This is a genomic window from Pseudacidovorax sp. RU35E, assembly GCF_900156165.1.
Classification (GTDB): domain Bacteria; phylum Pseudomonadota; class Gammaproteobacteria; order Burkholderiales; family Burkholderiaceae_C; genus Xenophilus.
The window spans coordinates 133819-148868 of sequence record NZ_FTMY01000008.1; the positions used below are offsets into that span (position 1 = coordinate 133819).

The following is a 15050-nucleotide window of genomic DNA, read 5'->3' on the forward strand; positions in this document are numbered from 1 at the left end:
CGGACAGTGGCGCGCACGCCGACGCAGAGGGTGGCGCCTAATGTCCAGCCGACTTGGTGTCGTCGGCTGCGGCCTCTTCGGGGGCTCTCGTCGTGTTCGAAAAATAGCGCGCCGCGACGATGCCGATCTCATACAGCAGACACATCGGCACTGCCAGCGCCAGCTGCGAGATGACATCGGGCGGCGTCACCACCGCTGCCACCACGAACGAAAGCACGATGAAATAGCCGCGGAAACTGCGCAACTTCTCGATCGTCACCATCTGGAACCGCACCAGCAGCATCACCACGATCGGCACTTGGAATGCCAGACCGAACGCGATGTACAGCGAGAGGATCGACTCCACGTACGACGAAATATCCGGCGTTGCCGCCACCGATGCCGGCGTGAAGCGCTGGATGAAGGCGAACATCTTGTCCAGCACGAAAAACTGGACGAACGCAATGCCGGTGTAAGCCAGGAAGCTGCCAAAGATGATCAGCGGCAGGGCAAAGCGCTTCTCGTGGCTGTAGAGCCCCGGGGCGACGAAGGCCCAGACCTGATACATGAGCCAGGGCAGCGCCAGCAGGACAGCCGCCATGGCCAACACCTTCAACGGCACGAAGAAGGGCGAGAACACTCCGACCGCGATCAGCTTGGCGTCGGGTGGCATGTGCGCCTTGATCGGCATCGCGATCCAGTCGATCAAGCCGCCTGGCCCCGGCCAGAACGCCAGCAGCGCACCCGCCACCGCAATACCGTAGATGCAATAGAGAAGCCGGTCGCGCAACTCGGTCAGATGGGCGACGAAGGGCTGCTCTGTGCCTGCGAGCTCGTCTTCTTTGTTGTTGTGTGAGGGAGAGTCAGCCATCAGAGGTCACCGCGTGGCCGCGATCGGGCGCACAAATGAACGGAAAAGAAAAAAGCTGCGCGCCCGAGTCTCGACGGTTTGCGCTCGCGCGACTCAGCCGCCCGCCCGAGGCCGATGCCGGGCCACTCGCGCAGCGCCGGACTGTGCGCGGGAGCGGACCTTGTTGCGCGCCTTGTACCAGCTCGGAACCGCGCCCTGCTTCAGACGCCAGTTCTTCTTCGGATGGCGGTAGACCGGATAGACCGGAGCTGCTTCGAACGACGTTGCCGGCGTGACGGTGTCGAGGCCCGAGAGGTCGTTGTGCACGTCCTGGGCTCCTTCGCGAATGCTTTGCTCGACATCACGCGCTGCACCCTCGACGTTGTCCTTCATCTTGCGCAGTTCATCCAGCTCCATGGAGCGATTGACTTCAGCCTTGACGTCATTGACATAGCGCTGGGCCTTGCCCAGCAGCGTGCCGACCGTGCGCGCGACACGCGGCAACTTCTCGGGGCCGATCACGACCAGTGCGACAGCGCCAATCAGCGCCATCTTAGAAATGCCCAGATCGATCACCGTCGTGCCCCTCGCTCAGGAAATGCTTGCGGCACTCAGGACTTCTGACGCGCCTCGACGTCAATGGTGGACTTGTCAGCGGAGGGCTGGCCGGTCACTTGCTGCGGCGGCGTACCACCCGCGGCGGGCGCATCGGACGAGCCGTCCTTCATGCCGTCCTTGAAACCCTTGACGGCCCCGCCGAGATCGGAACCCATGTTCTTCAACTTCTTGGTGCCGAACACCATGACCACGATGAGCAGCACGATCAACCAGTGCCAGATGGAAAACGAACCCATGGAAGACTCCTAAGAATGTAGAAATTTTAGACCGGCGACGCGCTCAGCCCTTGAGCCAGGGGCGCGGACCGCCCATGACATGGACATGGAGATGGTGCACCTCCTGCCCGCCTTCGGCGCCGGTGTTCACGACCACGCGGAAGCCGCCCTCGGGATAGGCGCTGCACCCCTGCTCCAGCGCCAGCCGCGGCGCCAGGGTCATGATTCGGCCCATCAACGATTCGTCCTCGGGCGTGAGTTGTGCCATCGACGCGATGTGCCGCTTCGGCACGATCAGAAAGTGCACCGGCGCCCATGGCGCGATGTCGTGGAACGCATACAGGTCGTCGTCTTCGTACACCTTGCGCGAGGGGATCTTCCCCTCGACGATCTTGCAGAAGATGCAGTCGGGATCGGCCATTCGGTGTTGTCTCGGAGGTCGGGAAATTCAGGGTGCTGACGCAGATCAGACCGCAGCGCCAGTGTCCATGGGGCGGCCGGCATTCATCCTGACCATGCCTTTGACGATGCGATACAGGAACCACAGGGAGATCAGGCTCCACGCGATCCACCCTGGAACGACAAACAGCAGCCAGAGCCAGGAAGTCAGGACATAGAGCAGGCCGGCCCAAAGCACGGAACGAATGCGCCAACCGAAGTGTGACGCCTGCCAGGTGCCCGCAGCATCATCGCGCTTGACGAAGTCGATCAGCAGGGCAATGAGCAACAGCAGCACCGACACCTGGGCGCCCGGCACGACCGCAGCAATGGCGACGATGAGGTGCAGCACATAGCTCACCCAACCGACAGCGCGCAGCGAATCGCTGCTTCCTACTTCGATGATGTCCTTGTTCATTGCATCCTCCTGCTGGATTCAGAGGCACCCGAACTCCCGGGGCGTCAATCGCCTGCCGCGTCGCGGGCCTCAGCCTTGCGCAGGGCCTTCTCCTCGATGCCGCTCATTCCTTCGCGGCGCGCGAGTTCAACCGCCACATCACCGGGGGAAAGCCCGTAATGCGCAAGGGCGACCATGCAGTGGAACCACAGGTCAGCAACTTCGTTCACTATTTTTTCGCGCGCGCCACCGTGGTCGGCATCCTTGCACGCCATGACCACTTCGGTCGCCTCCTCTCCGATCTTCTTGAGGAAGCCATCCGGCCCCTTCTGGAGAAGCCGGGCCACATAGCTGCGGGTGGGGTCTCCACCCTCGGCAGGTCGTCGGCTCTCTATCACGGCCGCGAGACGGGCGAAGGTGTCGGAAGTGGAGGCGATCTCAGTCACAGCAAAGGAATGGGAGGGGGTCGTCACTTGTAGATGGAAGATGGATCCTTGAGCACGGGGTCGACCGCTACCCAGCGCCCATCGGCATAGGTCTGAAAGAAGCAGCTGTGGCGGCCGGTGTGACACGCGATGCCGGGATCGTGGCCCTGCTGCGTGACGACCAGAAGAATCACATCATTGTCACAGTCAAGACGGACCTCATGGACCAGCTGCACATGACCTGATTCCTCGCCCTTGAACCAGAGTTTTCCGCGGGAGCGGCTGAAATACACCGCGCACCCCGTCTCGATCGTCTTTGCCAGCGCGTCCCGGTTCATCCAGGCGAACATCAACACGTCGTTGCTGCCTCGCTCCTGCGCGATCACCGGAACGAGCCCGGCGGCGTCCCATCTCACTTCGTCCAACCAAGTTGTCATTGGCGGATTGTTACTCAGCCGGCGCACGAGAAAAATGTTGCGTTATTGTGGGCCGCCATTAAACTCAACGCCAATTGGTCTCGCGCCGGGTGTTCTGGCTGGGCCGCAGGTTTCAAGGGGAACTTCATGAACTTTGCTCGTCTCGTCTCTTCGGTCGCCGCGGCGGCTCTCGTTTCTGCCCCGCTGATGGCGGGTGCCCAGACCGCTCCTGCGGCCACTGCTGGCGGCGGCGCTGGTGGCACGGCCGCTACGACCGCTGGCATCGCTGGCGTGAGCGCAGGCGTCGTGGCAGCAGGTGTGCTGGGTATCGTGGTGGTCGGCGCCGCTGTCAGCGGCGGCGGCGGTGGCAACGACGGCAACGTGCTGTTGCCCGGCACCGGAACCACTGGCACGACCGGCACTCGGTGAGTTTGCGCATCCTCCCCGGCGGGGGGGTGCGAAGCGACGCTTCAAAGCGGCCTTTGATGTTGAATCTCAGGTCGCTTTGTTGCGTCATGACGACGCTCTTTCTTGCCGCATGCAGCACAGGAACAGGGAGCGGAGCCACCTACGACACGACCCGCTACCTCTTTGAGCGTGTTGCCGGCCGCACCACTGAGTCCGCGCGGGTGTTCAACCCTGCGTATAACTACCTCCGCGTGACGTACGAAAACGCGGAAGCCTACATGGTGCTCGGCTATGTGGACTCGATTCAGGGGGGGCCTGTAGAGGTCTGGTACAGCGGCAAGCGTGAGGTGATTCGCCTGGGCAATGGCCGCATCCTCGGAACCTCCGGCCTCCCCTCGGACTGGCGCGAAGTCCGGATTCAAGATGCACCCTCATGGGACGCCTTGCTCCGTAGCGGCGAAGTGACCCAGTACCGTCGATTGCGCGATGTGATGCCCGGGTACCATTTCGGCATTGAGGAACAGGTCAAGGTCGTTCGACTGTCCTCCTACAACCCCTTGGCGCTGAAGGGTCGGTCCCCGGACAGCCTTGCATGGTTCGAGGAACGGGATGTCGCTCGCACCGCGGGAGTTGCCGCCTTGCCCCCCGCCAGATTCGGCGTCGCCCGTGACGCGAATGGCCTCGCGTCTGTTGTTTATTCTGAACAGTGTCTGAGCCCCGACGTGTGCTACACCTTCGAACGCTGGAAGGCGCCTACTGCGACCGCACCGTCCACGGCGGCCGGCTCATGAATCTTCACTCCTGCGCCTTCCGTCTCCGCCCCCTCACCTCTCGCCTTGCTGCCATGCTTGCCCTGGGATGGGTGGGATACGCAGTGGCGCAACCTTTGACTGACCCTTCAGGCGACGCATCGCCTGCGCCCGTCGAGGGCGAACGGCTCAGCCAGTGGCTGCTTCAGCGTTCCACGGCACCGGCTGATCCTGGCCTTGCCTGGCTGGTGCCGCAGGAAAAACTGCCTCAGCAGTATCTTCGCAATGTATTGCTGATCCATCTGGAGCGTTCTGCAGCCCAACGCTCTGGCGCTGATCGGGCAATTCGCGTGCGCCTGCTGTCGTGGCTGCACGGTCTACCCGCGACCGGACGCGTTGCCCTTGGCAACGTCGATCCGCGATGGCTGGAGGTGAACCCTGGCCAGGATCCGATCGCCGGCGACAGGACGCGGTTCGTTCTGCCTGGTGCTGCCGCCAGGGACGTCGTTGTGGTGCAACCGGATGGCAGCTTGTGCCACGTCCCCCATGAAGGCGGGCGCTGGATCGGTGACTACCTTCGAGCCTGCGGCGCACTGGAAGGCGTGGATTGGGCCTGGATCGCGCAGCCGGACGGCCGGACTGCACGGACGGGCGTGGCGCTCTGGAACCGCACGGAGGGGGTGGAGCCCGTGCCTGGCGCCTGGATCTGGGCGCCCCCGCGTGCCATGGACGACCTGGTGGCCGCGTCGGAAGGTCTGATCCGCTTCCTGGCCACGCAAGGAGCGGCACCACCCGCGCCCCCCGACCTGGCTGCGACAGCAGCGGGAATTCGCGAGCCTCGACCCGACCGGCTCCCCCTGTTCGCCACCAACGGCATGCTGCCTCTCGTCGCAGCAAAGCCGCCTCGTCCGCTGGACATCAGTGCCAACGATTGGGGCGAAATCGGGCTTCTGCAGACGCCCACGGCACGCATGAGCCCGGCCGGCGAAATACGCGCGTCCTACAGCTCGGTGTGGCCCTACAGCCGCGTGAACGTCATGTTCCAACCCTTCGAATGGATGGAGGCTGGCTTTCGTTACACCAGCATCTCCAACCGCGACTATGGTCCGCAGTTCACGAACCAGAGCTTCAAAGACAAGAGCATCGACGTCAAGTTCAAGCTGCTGCGCGAATCCACCTACTGGCCCGAGTTGGCGCTCGGCTTCCGCGACATTGGTGGCACCGGCCTGTTTTCGAGCGAGTACTTCGTGGCCAACAAGCGGTTTGGCGACTTCGACCTGAGTCTTGGCATCGGCTGGGGTTACATGGGCGCCAGTGGCAACATCAGCAATCCCTTCCGGCTGCTGGGAAGCCGCTTTGCCACGCGCCCCACATCGGACAGCACGGGCAACGCCAACTTCAGTAGCTACTTCCGTGGCCCTGCGGCGCTGTTCGGCGGCATCCAATGGAGAACGCCCTGGGATCCTCTGACGCTGAAGATCGAATTCGACGGCAACAATTACCAGAACGAGCCGCTCGCCAATCCCCTGCCCCGACGCTCGCCCATCAACGTGGGACTGGCTTACCGGCTCACCCCGGGTGTCACTTTGTCCGCCGGCGTGGAGCGCGGTGAAAAATTCATGGTGGGCTTCACGGTGGGCGGCAATCTGTCCACTGCCCAGATGCCGAAGCTGTTGGATCCCCCGCAGCCCAACTTCATCCCCGACGCCCCATCGACGCCGCCCGGGTGGCGCGACACCGCCGCCCAGATCGAAATGCAGACCGGCTGGCGCGTGCTGCGCATCGCTCCCAAAGACGATGTGCTTCATCTGTGGGTGACCGGCGCCAACACGGTCTACCGGACGACACGGACCGAACGCGCGGTCGCCGTGCTGCATGCGACGGCGCCTGCCGAAATTCGCTCATTCGTGATCCATTACGAGGAACATGGCCTGCCGCTGCATGCGCAGGCCTTCGTTCGCGACGAGTGGGTGCGCGCCAGAGCCCAGCCCTTGCCGCCCCACTTGGCTCGTGACGTGACGCGCAGCGACTATGCGCCCAATGATGTGGCGGAGGCCGACCTGCCGCCCGTGACGGCCGCGCCACCGGGCACAGTGACCGCCACTTCCGCGCCTGCAGCCGCTCCCGCCAGTGCGGACGAGGCGCGCGCCCCTTGGCGACGCCAGCCCGACACATTCGATTTCGGTTTTTCGCCGAACTTCAATCAGATCATCGGCGGTCCGAACAATTTCGCGCTGGTCGAACTCGGCATGAAGGCGAACGCCCAGTACAACATCAGCCGGCAGACGTGGCTGCAGGGGCAGGTCAATCTGCGGCTGGCCGACAATTACGGCAGCTTCACCTATGACGCGCCCAGCGGCCTGCCACGAGTTCGGACGGATCAGCGCCTCTATCTCACGACCAGTCGGGTCACGATTCCCAACCTGCAGCTCACCCACGTCGGCCAGCTCACGGAGAACCAGTTCTACAGTGTGTACGGCGGCTACCTCGAGCCGATGTTCGCGGGCGTGGGCGCCGAATGGCTGTACCGCCCGTGGGGCAGCAGCGTGGCGTTCGGCATCGACGTCAACCATGTGCGCCAGCGCGAGTATTCGCAGCATTTCGCACTGCGCGATTACCAAGTGAACACCGGCCACGCGTCGCTGTACTGGAACACCGGCTGGAACGGCGTGCTGGTGCGCGTCAGTGCCGGGCAGTATCTGGCAGGGGACCGCGGAGTGTCGGTCGACGTTGCGCGACGCTTCGACAACGGCCTCACCGTGGGCGCCTATGCCACCAAGACCAACGTATCGTCGGCACAGTTCGGCGAGGGCAGTTTCGACAAGGGCATCTACCTGTCCATCCCGCTCGACGCGCTGCTTCCACGGTCCAGCCGCTCGCTGATCGGCTTCAACTGGTCTCCACTGACGCGGGACGGTGGTGCCCGACTGGGCCGCGCCGTGTCGCTCTACGACATGACCTACATCCGCGATCCCGAGGCCTTCCGCTTCGGGCCTCCGCCGGATGGCAAGCCCCGGGCGGGTGACAACATTCTGGACTTCGACGCCAAACGATGAGCGCCGTCCGCCCAGTTAGCATCCAGGGTTTGTCCCGGCACGTATCCGCTTCTGCAGCATGGCACCGAAAGGCCTCGCTGCAGTCGAACGGCCCTTTTCTCCCTGCCCCTGAATGAAGTCCATCCTCGTCATCTGCGTCGGGAATATTTGTCGCAGTCCCATGGCCGAGGCCTTGCTTGCCCGTGAACTGCCGGCCGTGCAGGTACGGTCCGCCGGCACCGGCGCTCTCATCGGCCATGCGGCCGATCCCATAGCGCAGACCCTCATGGCCGAGCGCGGCATCGACATCGCCGCGCACCGCGCCCGGCAGGTGACCCGGGCGATGTGCCAGGAGGTCGACCTCGTGCTCGCCATGGACGACGCCCAGAAGCGTTTCATCGAACAGAGCTACCCCTTCACGCGAGGCCGGATCTACCGCATCGGCGAAGCCGCCAAGGTGAACGTGCCCGACCCCTACAAGGAAGGCCGCGATGCGTTCGAGAACGCTTTGCAGCTCATCGACGCCGGTGTCCAGGTCTGGGCAGAGCGGATCCGCAAACTTTCATAAAGTCTTCAGCCCCAGCGGCCAGCCCCATGCAAACTTCCCCCGCCCACGTTCCGCCGCCAGAGAAAGACGATGACGAGATACATCTGGCCGAGTATTTCGACATCCTGGTGGACAACCGCTGGCTCGTGGTCACCATCACAGCCCTGGCACTGCTCATCGGCGCCGCCTATGCGCTGCTCGCCACGCCCATCTACCAGTCGAATCTGCTGATCCAGGTCGAGGATGCAGCGCCGGATGCCAAGGGCTTCCTGGGCGACGCATCCAGCCTCTTCGAGGTCAAGACGCCTGCCACTGGCGAAATCCAGGTGCTGCGCTCTCGCCTGGTGATCGGCGGTGCGGTCGATGCCACGCGCTTCTACATCGATGCGCGGCCCGACTACGTGCCCGTGGTGGGCGAATGGCTGTCGCGCCGGGCGAAGTCACTGTCCACGCCCATGTCGCTCCCCGGGCTGGGTGGCCGGGTCTACGGCACAGAAAAGATCGACGTCAGCCGTTTCATTGTTCCCCCTGAACTGGAGGACCAAAAGCCTTTCACCATCACCGCACAGGGCGGGGGCCGTTTTCAGGTCGAGCATCCCGACCTCGATCAGCCCATCAACGGCCGCGTGGGTGAACAGCTCGAACAGAAGACGCCCTTTGGCGAACTCGAACTCAAGATCGACACGCTCGACGGTGAGGCCGGTGCCAAGTTCGTCGTGCACCGCTACTCGCGCCTGCGCACGATCGAAGAGCTGCAGCGCCGCCTGCAGGCTGGCGAGCAGGGCCGCCAGTCGAACGTGATCAGCGTGGCGCTGGAAGACAGCAACCGCACGCGACTCACCTCAATCCTGAACGCCATCGCCGCCACCTACGTCGACCAGAACCGCGAGCGCAAGGCAGCCGAAGCCGAGCGCACGCTGGGCTTCCTGGACCAGCAGCTGCCCGAGTTCAAGCGCCAGCTCGAGCGATCGGAGGACGCCTACACGCGCTTCCGCAACCAGAACTCGACCGTGGCGTTCGACGAAGAGGCCAAGGCCACGCTCACGCAGATCGTCGAACTGCAAGGCAAGCTGCTCGAAGCGCAGCAGAAACGCCGCGAGCTGGCTGCGCTCTACACCGGGAATCACCCGCGCATCCAGACGATCGACCAGCAGATCGGCCTGATCCAGAAGGACATCAACGCCCTCAATAGCCGCGTGGGCCGTATGCCCACCATCCAGCAGGACACCTTCCGCTTCGAGCGGGACGTACGAGTTGGCAGCCAGCTCTACCAGTCGCTGCTCAACAACTCGCTGCAACTGCGGCTGGTCAAGGAAGGCAAGACCGGAAACGTCCGACTGCTCGACTCCGCCGCTTCGCCTCGCTTGCCGGTCAAGCCCCAAAAGGGCTTGATCGTGGCGCTCGCTGGCGTCCTCGGGCTGCTTGCCGGCATTGCCCTGGCTTTCGTGCGCAGCATGTTCTTCAGCGGTATCCGCAATCCCCAGGAGATCGAGAACCACACCGGCATGAGTGTGATGTCGGTCATTCCATACACGCTCGAGCAGGGCGTGCTGGAAGCGCGGATGGCGGCAGGCCAGAAGGGTGTGCACGTCCTCACCACCACCAACCCGGAGAGCACCGCCGTCGAAAGCGTGCGCAGCCTGCGCATCGCGCTGCAGTTCGCGCTGCTGGAGGCTGGCAACAACCGCGTGCTGATCACCGGTCCAACGCCTGGCATCGGCAAGAGCTTCGTGTCTGCGAACTTCGCGGCCGTCATGGCGGCCGCAGGCAAGCGGGTGCTGCTGCTCGATGCCGACATGCGCAAGGGCTACATCAACAAGCAGTTCGGCCTCAAGCGGGAAGGCGGCCTGTCCGAACTGCTGCTGGGCGACCTGACGCTCGAGCAGGCGACACACACCCAGGTGGTGCCGAATCTGGACGTGATGACGACCGGCCGCTATCCGCCCAATCCTTCGGACATGCTGATGTCCGACACCTTCGCACGGCTGTTGGACACCTTGTCGGCCCAATACGATCTCGTGGTGATGGACGCCCCACCGGTGCTGGTGGCCGCAGACGCGGCTGCAGCCGGAGCGCATGCTGCCGTGGTGCTGATGGTGGCCCGTGCCGATCAGACACAGATGGGCGAGCTGGTGGAGAGCAACAAGCGCCTGCGTCAAGCCAATGTCGCGCCAGCGGGCGTCGTGTTCAACGCCATGGACATGACCCGTCGCCACTACGGCAGCCAGGGCTACCGCTACGGCGGCTATCGCTACACCGAATACAAGTACAAGTCCTGAAGATCACCTTGCCGCCTCGTGCGGCAAGGCCGCCACGGCGCTTCTGGCGCCAGCAGAAACGACAAGGGCCGCCTGAGGGCGGCCCTTGTCATTGGCGAAAGAGAAGCGGCTCGGCGCCGCCTCCGCCGACTTACCAACCGCGAGCGCGGTCGATGGTTTCGCTGCCCGTGTTGACGGCGGCCGCAGACGGCAGGATGAGGCTGATCACGCGGTTCCAGCGCACGAGCGGCACCGGATCGATATAGATCACGTCCTGAGGTCGCATCGGAAACTGGCTGGCGAGCGCAAAGGCAGCGGGGTTCTTGGCGTCCAGCTGGAAGATCGCCGGCGAGCCGGTCGCACCCTTGCGGATCACGTAGATCTGGGACGGGTTGGACGTGTCGAGGGTCGGTCCGCCTGCCTCGCCCAGCGCTTCGTTGAGCGTCAGGCGGCCTGAGCCGCGCAAGGCAAGCGCCGTCGGCCGCAGCACCTCGCCCATGATGTAGACCTTCGTGTCCTCGCGCGTACCGACGGTGATCGTGTCGTTCGCTCGCAGGGGGATGTCGTTGAGGTCGTAGCCAGCCTCGCGAAGCGCCGGCAGGTCGACGCGCACCGAGCGCCCACCGCGCGTCAGCACGATCGAGGACCGGTCGCCCGCATCGGTGATGCCGCCTGCACGGTTGATGGCTTCCGCCATGGTCATCGGCAGGTCGGTGAAGATCTGCGAACCGGGTGTTCGCACCTGGCCTTCAACGTAGGCGCGGCGGCTGCGGAAGGACTGGATGCGGACGGTGACCTGCGGACTCTGGATGTTGCGGGCCAGACGGCGGGCGATCAGGTCGCCGGCTTCCGACTCGGTCATGCCCTCGATCTTGACGCGCCCCACATAGGGAAAAGAGATTTCGCCATTGGCGCCGACGATGAAGCCCGGCGCCACGCTCACACCCGTCGGATCGACCGACTGCGTGATCACGGCGCCCGCATTGGGCAGCAGTTCCGGGTGGTCGTACACGATGACGCCGATCACATCGCCCGGCCCGATCGTGTAGGGATCCGGCTTGCCGAACAGGGCGCGGACGTCAGAGGGCACGCCGGTGGGCGTGAGCTGCTGCAGTGTGCGCACCAGCGCCGTCGTGATCGGGGTGATGCGACCTTCCGGCGCTTCATCGGGCACGTACTGGAACTTCGGCGGCAGCTCGCTCTGGTCCGAGTAAGGACCCACCGATCCCGGCCCTGGGATCACCGTGCAACCCTGGAGAGCTGCGGCAGCCGCCAACACCGTCCAGGCCGGCACATTCGCTGGAAATTTCAAGTCAACTACCCTAAATGGATCAATGGAGGCGGCCTTCGACAGGCCGCAAAGACCGCACACGCGCCAGCGTGCGGCAGGGCGCAAGGCTGGCGACCGATGATATTCGGCTTTGAAACGGCAACGACGCCAAAATGTCAACGACGCACAACGATGCCCCGCCCGGCCATATGCGCCTTGGCCTCGTCAACCGTGTGCTGGCCGTAATGGAAGATGCTGGCGGCGAGCACTGCGTCGGCACCACCCTGCTGTACGCCGTCGGCGAGATCCGCCAGCGAGCCGACGCCGCCGGAAGCAATCACCGGCACGCTGACCGCATCGCTCACGGCGCGGGTGAGTGCGAGGTCGAAGCCGCTCTTGGTGCCGTCGCGGTCCATGCTGGTCAGAAGGATTTCGCCCGCGCCACGACGTGCCATCTCGGTGGCCCACTGCACCGCGTCCAGGCCGGTGTTCTTGCGCCCGCCGTGGCTGTAGACGTCCCAGCCATCGCCGCGCTTCGCCGCTTCTTCGGGCGTCCGCCGCTTGGCGTCGATGGCCACCACGATGCACTGGGCGCCGTATTTGGTCGAGGCATCCTCGATCACCTGGGGATTGGCGATGGCGGCGGAATTGAAGCTGGTCTTGTCGGCACCGGCATTGAGCAGCCGGCGCACGTCTTCCACCGTGCGCACGCCGCCGCCCACCGTCAGCGGAATGAAGACCTGCGAAGCCACGGCTTCGATGATCGGCAGGATCAGGTCGCGGCCGTCGCTGGTGGCCGTGATGTCCAGGAAGGTCAGCTCGTCGGCGCCCTGCGCGTTGTAGCGCGCGGCGATTTCCACCGGATCGCCCGCGTCGCGCAGTTCCAGGAAATTGACGCCCTTGACCACCCGGCCCCCGGTGACGTCCAGGCAGGGAATGATGCGTTTGGCGAGCATGGCGGGATCAGGAAATCGAAGAGGAGGAGGAAGGCCGGGCGTCGAGTTGCTGCCACAGCCGCACTTCGGTGCCGGGCGCGAGTTCGACGGGCGTGTCGATGGCCGCAGCCTCGACGCAGAGCATGTGGCGCCAACCATCGGCCGGCATGTCCGCCAGGCGCGCGCACAGTTCCGGGCCGGGATTCCACACCACTGTTTCGGGACAGGAGGACGATGAAGAAATCTGCAGATCGCCGGTCGGCGTGTGGAGCACCAGGGGATGGACAGGCGCCGCATAGACGCTGTCGAATTCGTCGCCGAAGCGCAGTGCTTCGCGGGATTCGGTCGAATGCTCGTCTCGCACGGCGTCCCACCGGGCGGCGCCCTGCAGCCCTCGGAGATGCACGTCCGCCAGGTCGTCCACCTGCAGGTAGCTGTGGAGCGCCACCGTGAAGGACCAGGGCGTCGTACCGGTGTTGTGCACCTGCAGCTCGATGCGCAGGACGTTGGCCTCGGGCACATGCACGCTCAGGCGCAGCGCGAAGCGCTGCGGCCACGCGGCCCGGGTTTGGTCGCTGTCCGTGAGGCCAACGACGACGGTGTCGGGGGCCGCGTCGGGGAGCACCTGCCAGGGCAGGTTGCGCGCGAAGCCATGCTTGACCAGTGGACCGCGTTGATTGAATTGCGGAAAACAGACCGGTACGCCGCCGCGGATGGCGGCATGGCTATCGAACACCGCCCTGGGACTCAGATAGAGCCGCTCCGTGCCGTCCGCGCTGCGCCACGACAGCACATGGCCGCCATGCAGCGCCACGGTCACCTGGTCTCCCGTGGCCGCCAACAGCTCGATGGCCGGCTGGCCGTGAACGGTGATCTCGCGCAGGCTCATCCGACGATCCTGAGGCGGGCTGCCGTGACGGAGGTGGAAAGCGCCGTAGCCTTAGGCCGCATTGGCCAGCTCGTCGGCGCGTGCCTGCGCCCGCGCGAAATCCAGATCGCCAGAGTAGATCGCGCGACCGCAGATCACGCCTTCGACGCCCTCGCCTTCGACCGCGCACAGCTGCTCGATGTCGGCCATGTTGGACAGACCGCCCGACGCGATCACCGGAATGGTCAGCGCCTGCGCCAGTCGCACTGTCGCGTCGATGTTGATGCCCGAAAGCATGCCGTCGCGGCCGATGTCGGTGTAGATGATGGACTCGACGCCGTAGTCTTCGAACTTCTTGCCCAGGTCCACCACCTCGTGGCCGGTGAGCTTGCTCCAGCCGTCGGTGGCCACCTTGCCGTCCTTGGCGTCCAGGCCCACGATGATGTGGCCGCCGAAGGCCACGCAGGCGTCCTTGAGAAAGCCGGGGTTCTTCACCGCCGCCGTGCCGATGATCACGTAGCGCAGGCCGTCGTCGATGTAGCGCTCGATGGTGTCCAGGTCGCGGATGCCGCCGCCCAGCTGCACCGGGATGTCATCACCGACCTCGCGCAGGATCGCCTTGATGGCCGCATGGTTCTGCGGCTTGCCGGCGAAGGCGCCGTTCAGGTCGACCAGGTGCAGGCGGCGGGCGCCGGCCTCCACCCATTTGCGCGCCATGGCCGCGGGGTCTTCGCTGAAGACGGTCGATTGGTCCATGTCGCCCTGCTTGAGCCGAACGCAATGGCCGTCCTTGAGATCGATGGCGGGAATGAGGAGCATGATGAGGCGCTGAGGAGTGCCGGGAACAAACGAGAAGAGAGGCGGAAGCGATCGGCTTCGATCCGGCCGCCGGGGACTGCGATGCAGAGCACGCAGTCGCGCACCGCAACCGGGGCAGTGGGCTTGGCCGTCTCAGGGAGTCCAGTGGAGGAAGTTCCGGTAGAGCTGCAGACCGTGGTCGGCGCTCTTCTCCGGGTGAAATTGGGTCGCAAAAATGTTATCGCGGGCCACCGCAGCGGTAAAGCGGCCCCCATAGTCCGCCTCGCCCACACTGTGCGCCGCATCCTGCGGCCGGGCGTAGAAGCTGTGGACGAAATAGAACCATTCGTTGTCGGGAATGCCTTGCCACATCGCATGCGGCCGCGCCTGCTGCACTTGGTTCCAGCCCATCTGCGGCACCTTGAAATGGCTGCCGTCGGGCTGAAGGCGGCCGGCCAGCTGGAAGCGCAGCACCTCGCCGGGAATCAGGTCCAGGCCGTTGCTGGGCCCTTCCTCGCTGCGCCCCAGCAGCATCTGCATGCCGACGCACACGCCGAACAGCGGTTTGCTGGCCGCGGCTTCGAGCACCGAGGCCAGCAGGCCCGACTCGCGCAGCTCGCGCATGCAGTCGGGCATGGCACCCTGGCCGGGCAGCACCACACGGGTGGCGGCACGCACGACATCGGGGTCGGCCGTCACGTGCACCTCCACGCCCGCGGCATCGGCCGCATGACGCACGGCCTGCGACACGGACCACAGGTTGCCCATGCCGTAGTCCACCACGGCGACGCTGTTCTTCATCGGAGTCATTCGGGTCGGATAGGACCGGTCGGGCGACGGTGCG

Annotated in this window: 17 protein-coding genes; 5 read left to right on the top strand and 12 right to left on the bottom strand. The window is 64.9% G+C overall.

The features are described from left to right. Window positions 1–37: 37 nt before the first annotated feature. The 7 genes from tatC to hisI form a co-directional block, all read right to left on the bottom strand. A complete protein-coding gene (gene tatC / locus BXA03_RS15860) occupies window positions 38–850 on the bottom strand; it encodes a twin-arginine translocase subunit TatC (RefSeq protein ID WP_076509565.1) in 813 nt (270 codons plus the stop codon). 93 nt (window positions 851–943) lie between these two features. Beyond that, window positions 944–1405: a Sec-independent protein translocase protein TatB gene (gene tatB / locus BXA03_RS15865; RefSeq protein WP_076509567.1), complete on the bottom strand. Its 462-nt coding sequence runs from the start codon at window positions 1403–1405 to the stop codon at window positions 944–946. Between the two features lie 35 nt (window positions 1406–1440). Beyond that, window positions 1441–1683 (bottom strand): Sec-independent protein translocase subunit TatA, encoded by a 243-nt coding sequence (gene tatA / locus BXA03_RS15870; protein WP_076509569.1) that lies wholly within the window; start codon window positions 1681–1683, stop codon window positions 1441–1443. Window positions 1684–1726: 43 nt separating this feature from the next. Beyond that, window positions 1727–2083 carry a histidine triad nucleotide-binding protein gene (locus BXA03_RS15875; protein ID WP_076509571.1) on the bottom strand — a complete coding sequence of 119 codons (357 nt, stop codon included), beginning with the start codon at window positions 2081–2083 and terminating at the stop codon, window positions 1727–1729. 45 nt (window positions 2084–2128) lie between these two features. Continuing rightward, window positions 2129–2518 (bottom strand): DUF4870 family protein, encoded by a 390-nt coding sequence (locus BXA03_RS15880; RefSeq protein ID WP_076509573.1) that lies wholly within the window; start codon window positions 2516–2518, stop codon window positions 2129–2131. A 44-nt stretch (window positions 2519–2562) separates the two neighbouring features. Continuing rightward, window positions 2563–2943 carry a phosphoribosyl-ATP diphosphatase gene (locus BXA03_RS15885; RefSeq protein WP_076509840.1) on the bottom strand — a complete coding sequence of 127 codons (381 nt, stop codon included), beginning with the start codon at window positions 2941–2943 and terminating at the stop codon, window positions 2563–2565. Between the two features lie 23 nt (window positions 2944–2966). Further along, complete coding sequence (hisI, locus tag BXA03_RS15890; protein ID WP_076509575.1) at window positions 2967–3359, bottom strand: phosphoribosyl-AMP cyclohydrolase; 393 nt, start codon at window positions 3357–3359, stop codon at window positions 2967–2969. A 126-nt stretch (window positions 3360–3485) separates the two neighbouring features. On the opposite strand from hisI, the gene BXA03_RS15895 reads away from it, so the two are divergent. The 5 genes from BXA03_RS15895 to BXA03_RS15915 all read left to right on the top strand — a co-directional run bounded on the left by BXA03_RS15895 (window position 3486) and on the right by BXA03_RS15915 (window position 10356). Continuing rightward, window positions 3486–3767: a hypothetical protein gene (locus tag BXA03_RS15895; protein WP_076509577.1), complete on the top strand. Its 282-nt coding sequence runs from the start codon at window positions 3486–3488 to the stop codon at window positions 3765–3767. 86 nt (window positions 3768–3853) lie between these two features. After that, complete coding sequence (locus BXA03_RS15900) at window positions 3854–4537, top strand: YjbF family lipoprotein (RefSeq protein ID WP_076509579.1); 684 nt, start codon at window positions 3854–3856, stop codon at window positions 4535–4537. Between the two features lie 53 nt (window positions 4538–4590). Next, entirely contained in the window at window positions 4591–7551 is a 2961-nt protein-coding gene (locus tag BXA03_RS15905) for a YjbH domain-containing protein (RefSeq protein ID WP_234983706.1), read from the top strand. A gap of 112 nt (window positions 7552–7663) precedes the next feature. Continuing rightward, on the top strand, window positions 7664–8098 hold the full coding sequence (locus BXA03_RS15910; RefSeq protein ID WP_076509581.1) for a low molecular weight protein-tyrosine-phosphatase: 435 nt from the start codon (window positions 7664–7666) through the stop codon (window positions 8096–8098). 26 nt (window positions 8099–8124) lie between these two features. Continuing rightward, window positions 8125–10356, top strand: coding sequence for a polysaccharide biosynthesis tyrosine autokinase (locus BXA03_RS15915; RefSeq protein ID WP_143476334.1), 2232 nt, complete (start codon window positions 8125–8127; stop codon window positions 10354–10356). A gap of 130 nt (window positions 10357–10486) precedes the next feature. Here BXA03_RS15915 and BXA03_RS15920 read toward each other — a convergent pair whose 3' ends face one another. The 5 genes from BXA03_RS15920 to hisH form a co-directional block, all read right to left on the bottom strand. Next, window positions 10487–11614, bottom strand: a complete 1128-nt coding sequence (locus tag BXA03_RS15920; RefSeq protein ID WP_369822434.1) for a polysaccharide biosynthesis/export family protein — start codon at window positions 11612–11614, stop codon at window positions 10487–10489. 167 nt (window positions 11615–11781) lie between these two features. Further along, window positions 11782–12561: an imidazole glycerol phosphate synthase subunit HisF gene (hisF, locus tag BXA03_RS15925; RefSeq protein ID WP_076509582.1), complete on the bottom strand. Its 780-nt coding sequence runs from the start codon at window positions 12559–12561 to the stop codon at window positions 11782–11784. A gap of 7 nt (window positions 12562–12568) precedes the next feature. Continuing rightward, the gene (locus BXA03_RS15930; RefSeq protein ID WP_076509584.1) at window positions 12569–13429 is read right to left on the bottom strand and encodes a D-hexose-6-phosphate mutarotase; all 861 of its coding nucleotides are present in this window, start codon (window positions 13427–13429) and stop codon (window positions 12569–12571) included. A gap of 51 nt (window positions 13430–13480) precedes the next feature. Beyond that, a complete protein-coding gene (hisA, locus tag BXA03_RS15935; protein ID WP_076509586.1) occupies window positions 13481–14227 on the bottom strand; it encodes a 1-(5-phosphoribosyl)-5-[(5-phosphoribosylamino)methylideneamino]imidazole-4-carboxamide isomerase in 747 nt (248 codons plus the stop codon). A gap of 132 nt (window positions 14228–14359) precedes the next feature. Further along, window positions 14360–15007: an imidazole glycerol phosphate synthase subunit HisH gene (hisH, locus tag BXA03_RS15940; RefSeq protein WP_083716118.1), complete on the bottom strand. Its 648-nt coding sequence runs from the start codon at window positions 15005–15007 to the stop codon at window positions 14360–14362. Between the last annotated feature and the right edge of the window lie 43 nt (window positions 15008–15050).

Bases quoted from the DNA above. Each gene is read 5' to 3' on its own strand.
- BXA03_RS15915 (WP_143476334.1), top strand. From the start codon at position 8,125: ATGCAAACTTCCCCCGCCCACGTTCCGCCGCCAGAGAAAGACGATGAC.
- hisA (WP_076509586.1), bottom strand. From the start codon at position 14,227: ATGCTCCTCATTCCCGCCATCGATCTCAAGGACGGCCATTGCGTTCGG.
- tatA (WP_076509569.1), bottom strand. From the start codon at position 1,683: ATGGGTTCGTTTTCCATCTGGCACTGGTTGATCGTGCTGCTCATCGTG.
- BXA03_RS15930 (WP_076509584.1), bottom strand. From the start codon at position 13,429: ATGAGCCTGCGCGAGATCACCGTTCACGGCCAGCCGGCCATCGAGCTG.
- BXA03_RS15875 (WP_076509571.1), bottom strand. From the start codon at position 2,083: ATGGCCGATCCCGACTGCATCTTCTGCAAGATCGTCGAGGGGAAGATC.
- BXA03_RS15910 (WP_076509581.1), top strand. From the start codon at position 7,664: ATGAAGTCCATCCTCGTCATCTGCGTCGGGAATATTTGTCGCAGTCCC.
- BXA03_RS15880 (WP_076509573.1), bottom strand. From the start codon at position 2,518: ATGAACAAGGACATCATCGAAGTAGGAAGCAGCGATTCGCTGCGCGCT.
- hisI (WP_076509575.1), bottom strand. From the start codon at position 3,359: ATGACAACTTGGTTGGACGAAGTGAGATGGGACGCCGCCGGGCTCGTT.
- hisH (WP_083716118.1), bottom strand. From the start codon at position 15,007: ATGAAGAACAGCGTCGCCGTGGTGGACTACGGCATGGGCAACCTGTGG.
- BXA03_RS15900 (WP_076509579.1), top strand. From the start codon at position 3,854: ATGACGACGCTCTTTCTTGCCGCATGCAGCACAGGAACAGGGAGCGGA.
- BXA03_RS15905 (WP_234983706.1), top strand. From the start codon at position 4,591: ATGCTTGCCCTGGGATGGGTGGGATACGCAGTGGCGCAACCTTTGACT.
- BXA03_RS15895 (WP_076509577.1), top strand. From the start codon at position 3,486: ATGAACTTTGCTCGTCTCGTCTCTTCGGTCGCCGCGGCGGCTCTCGTT.
- tatC (WP_076509565.1), bottom strand. From the start codon at position 850: ATGGCTGACTCTCCCTCACACAACAACAAAGAAGACGAGCTCGCAGGC.
- hisF (WP_076509582.1), bottom strand. From the start codon at position 12,561: ATGCTCGCCAAACGCATCATTCCCTGCCTGGACGTCACCGGGGGCCGG.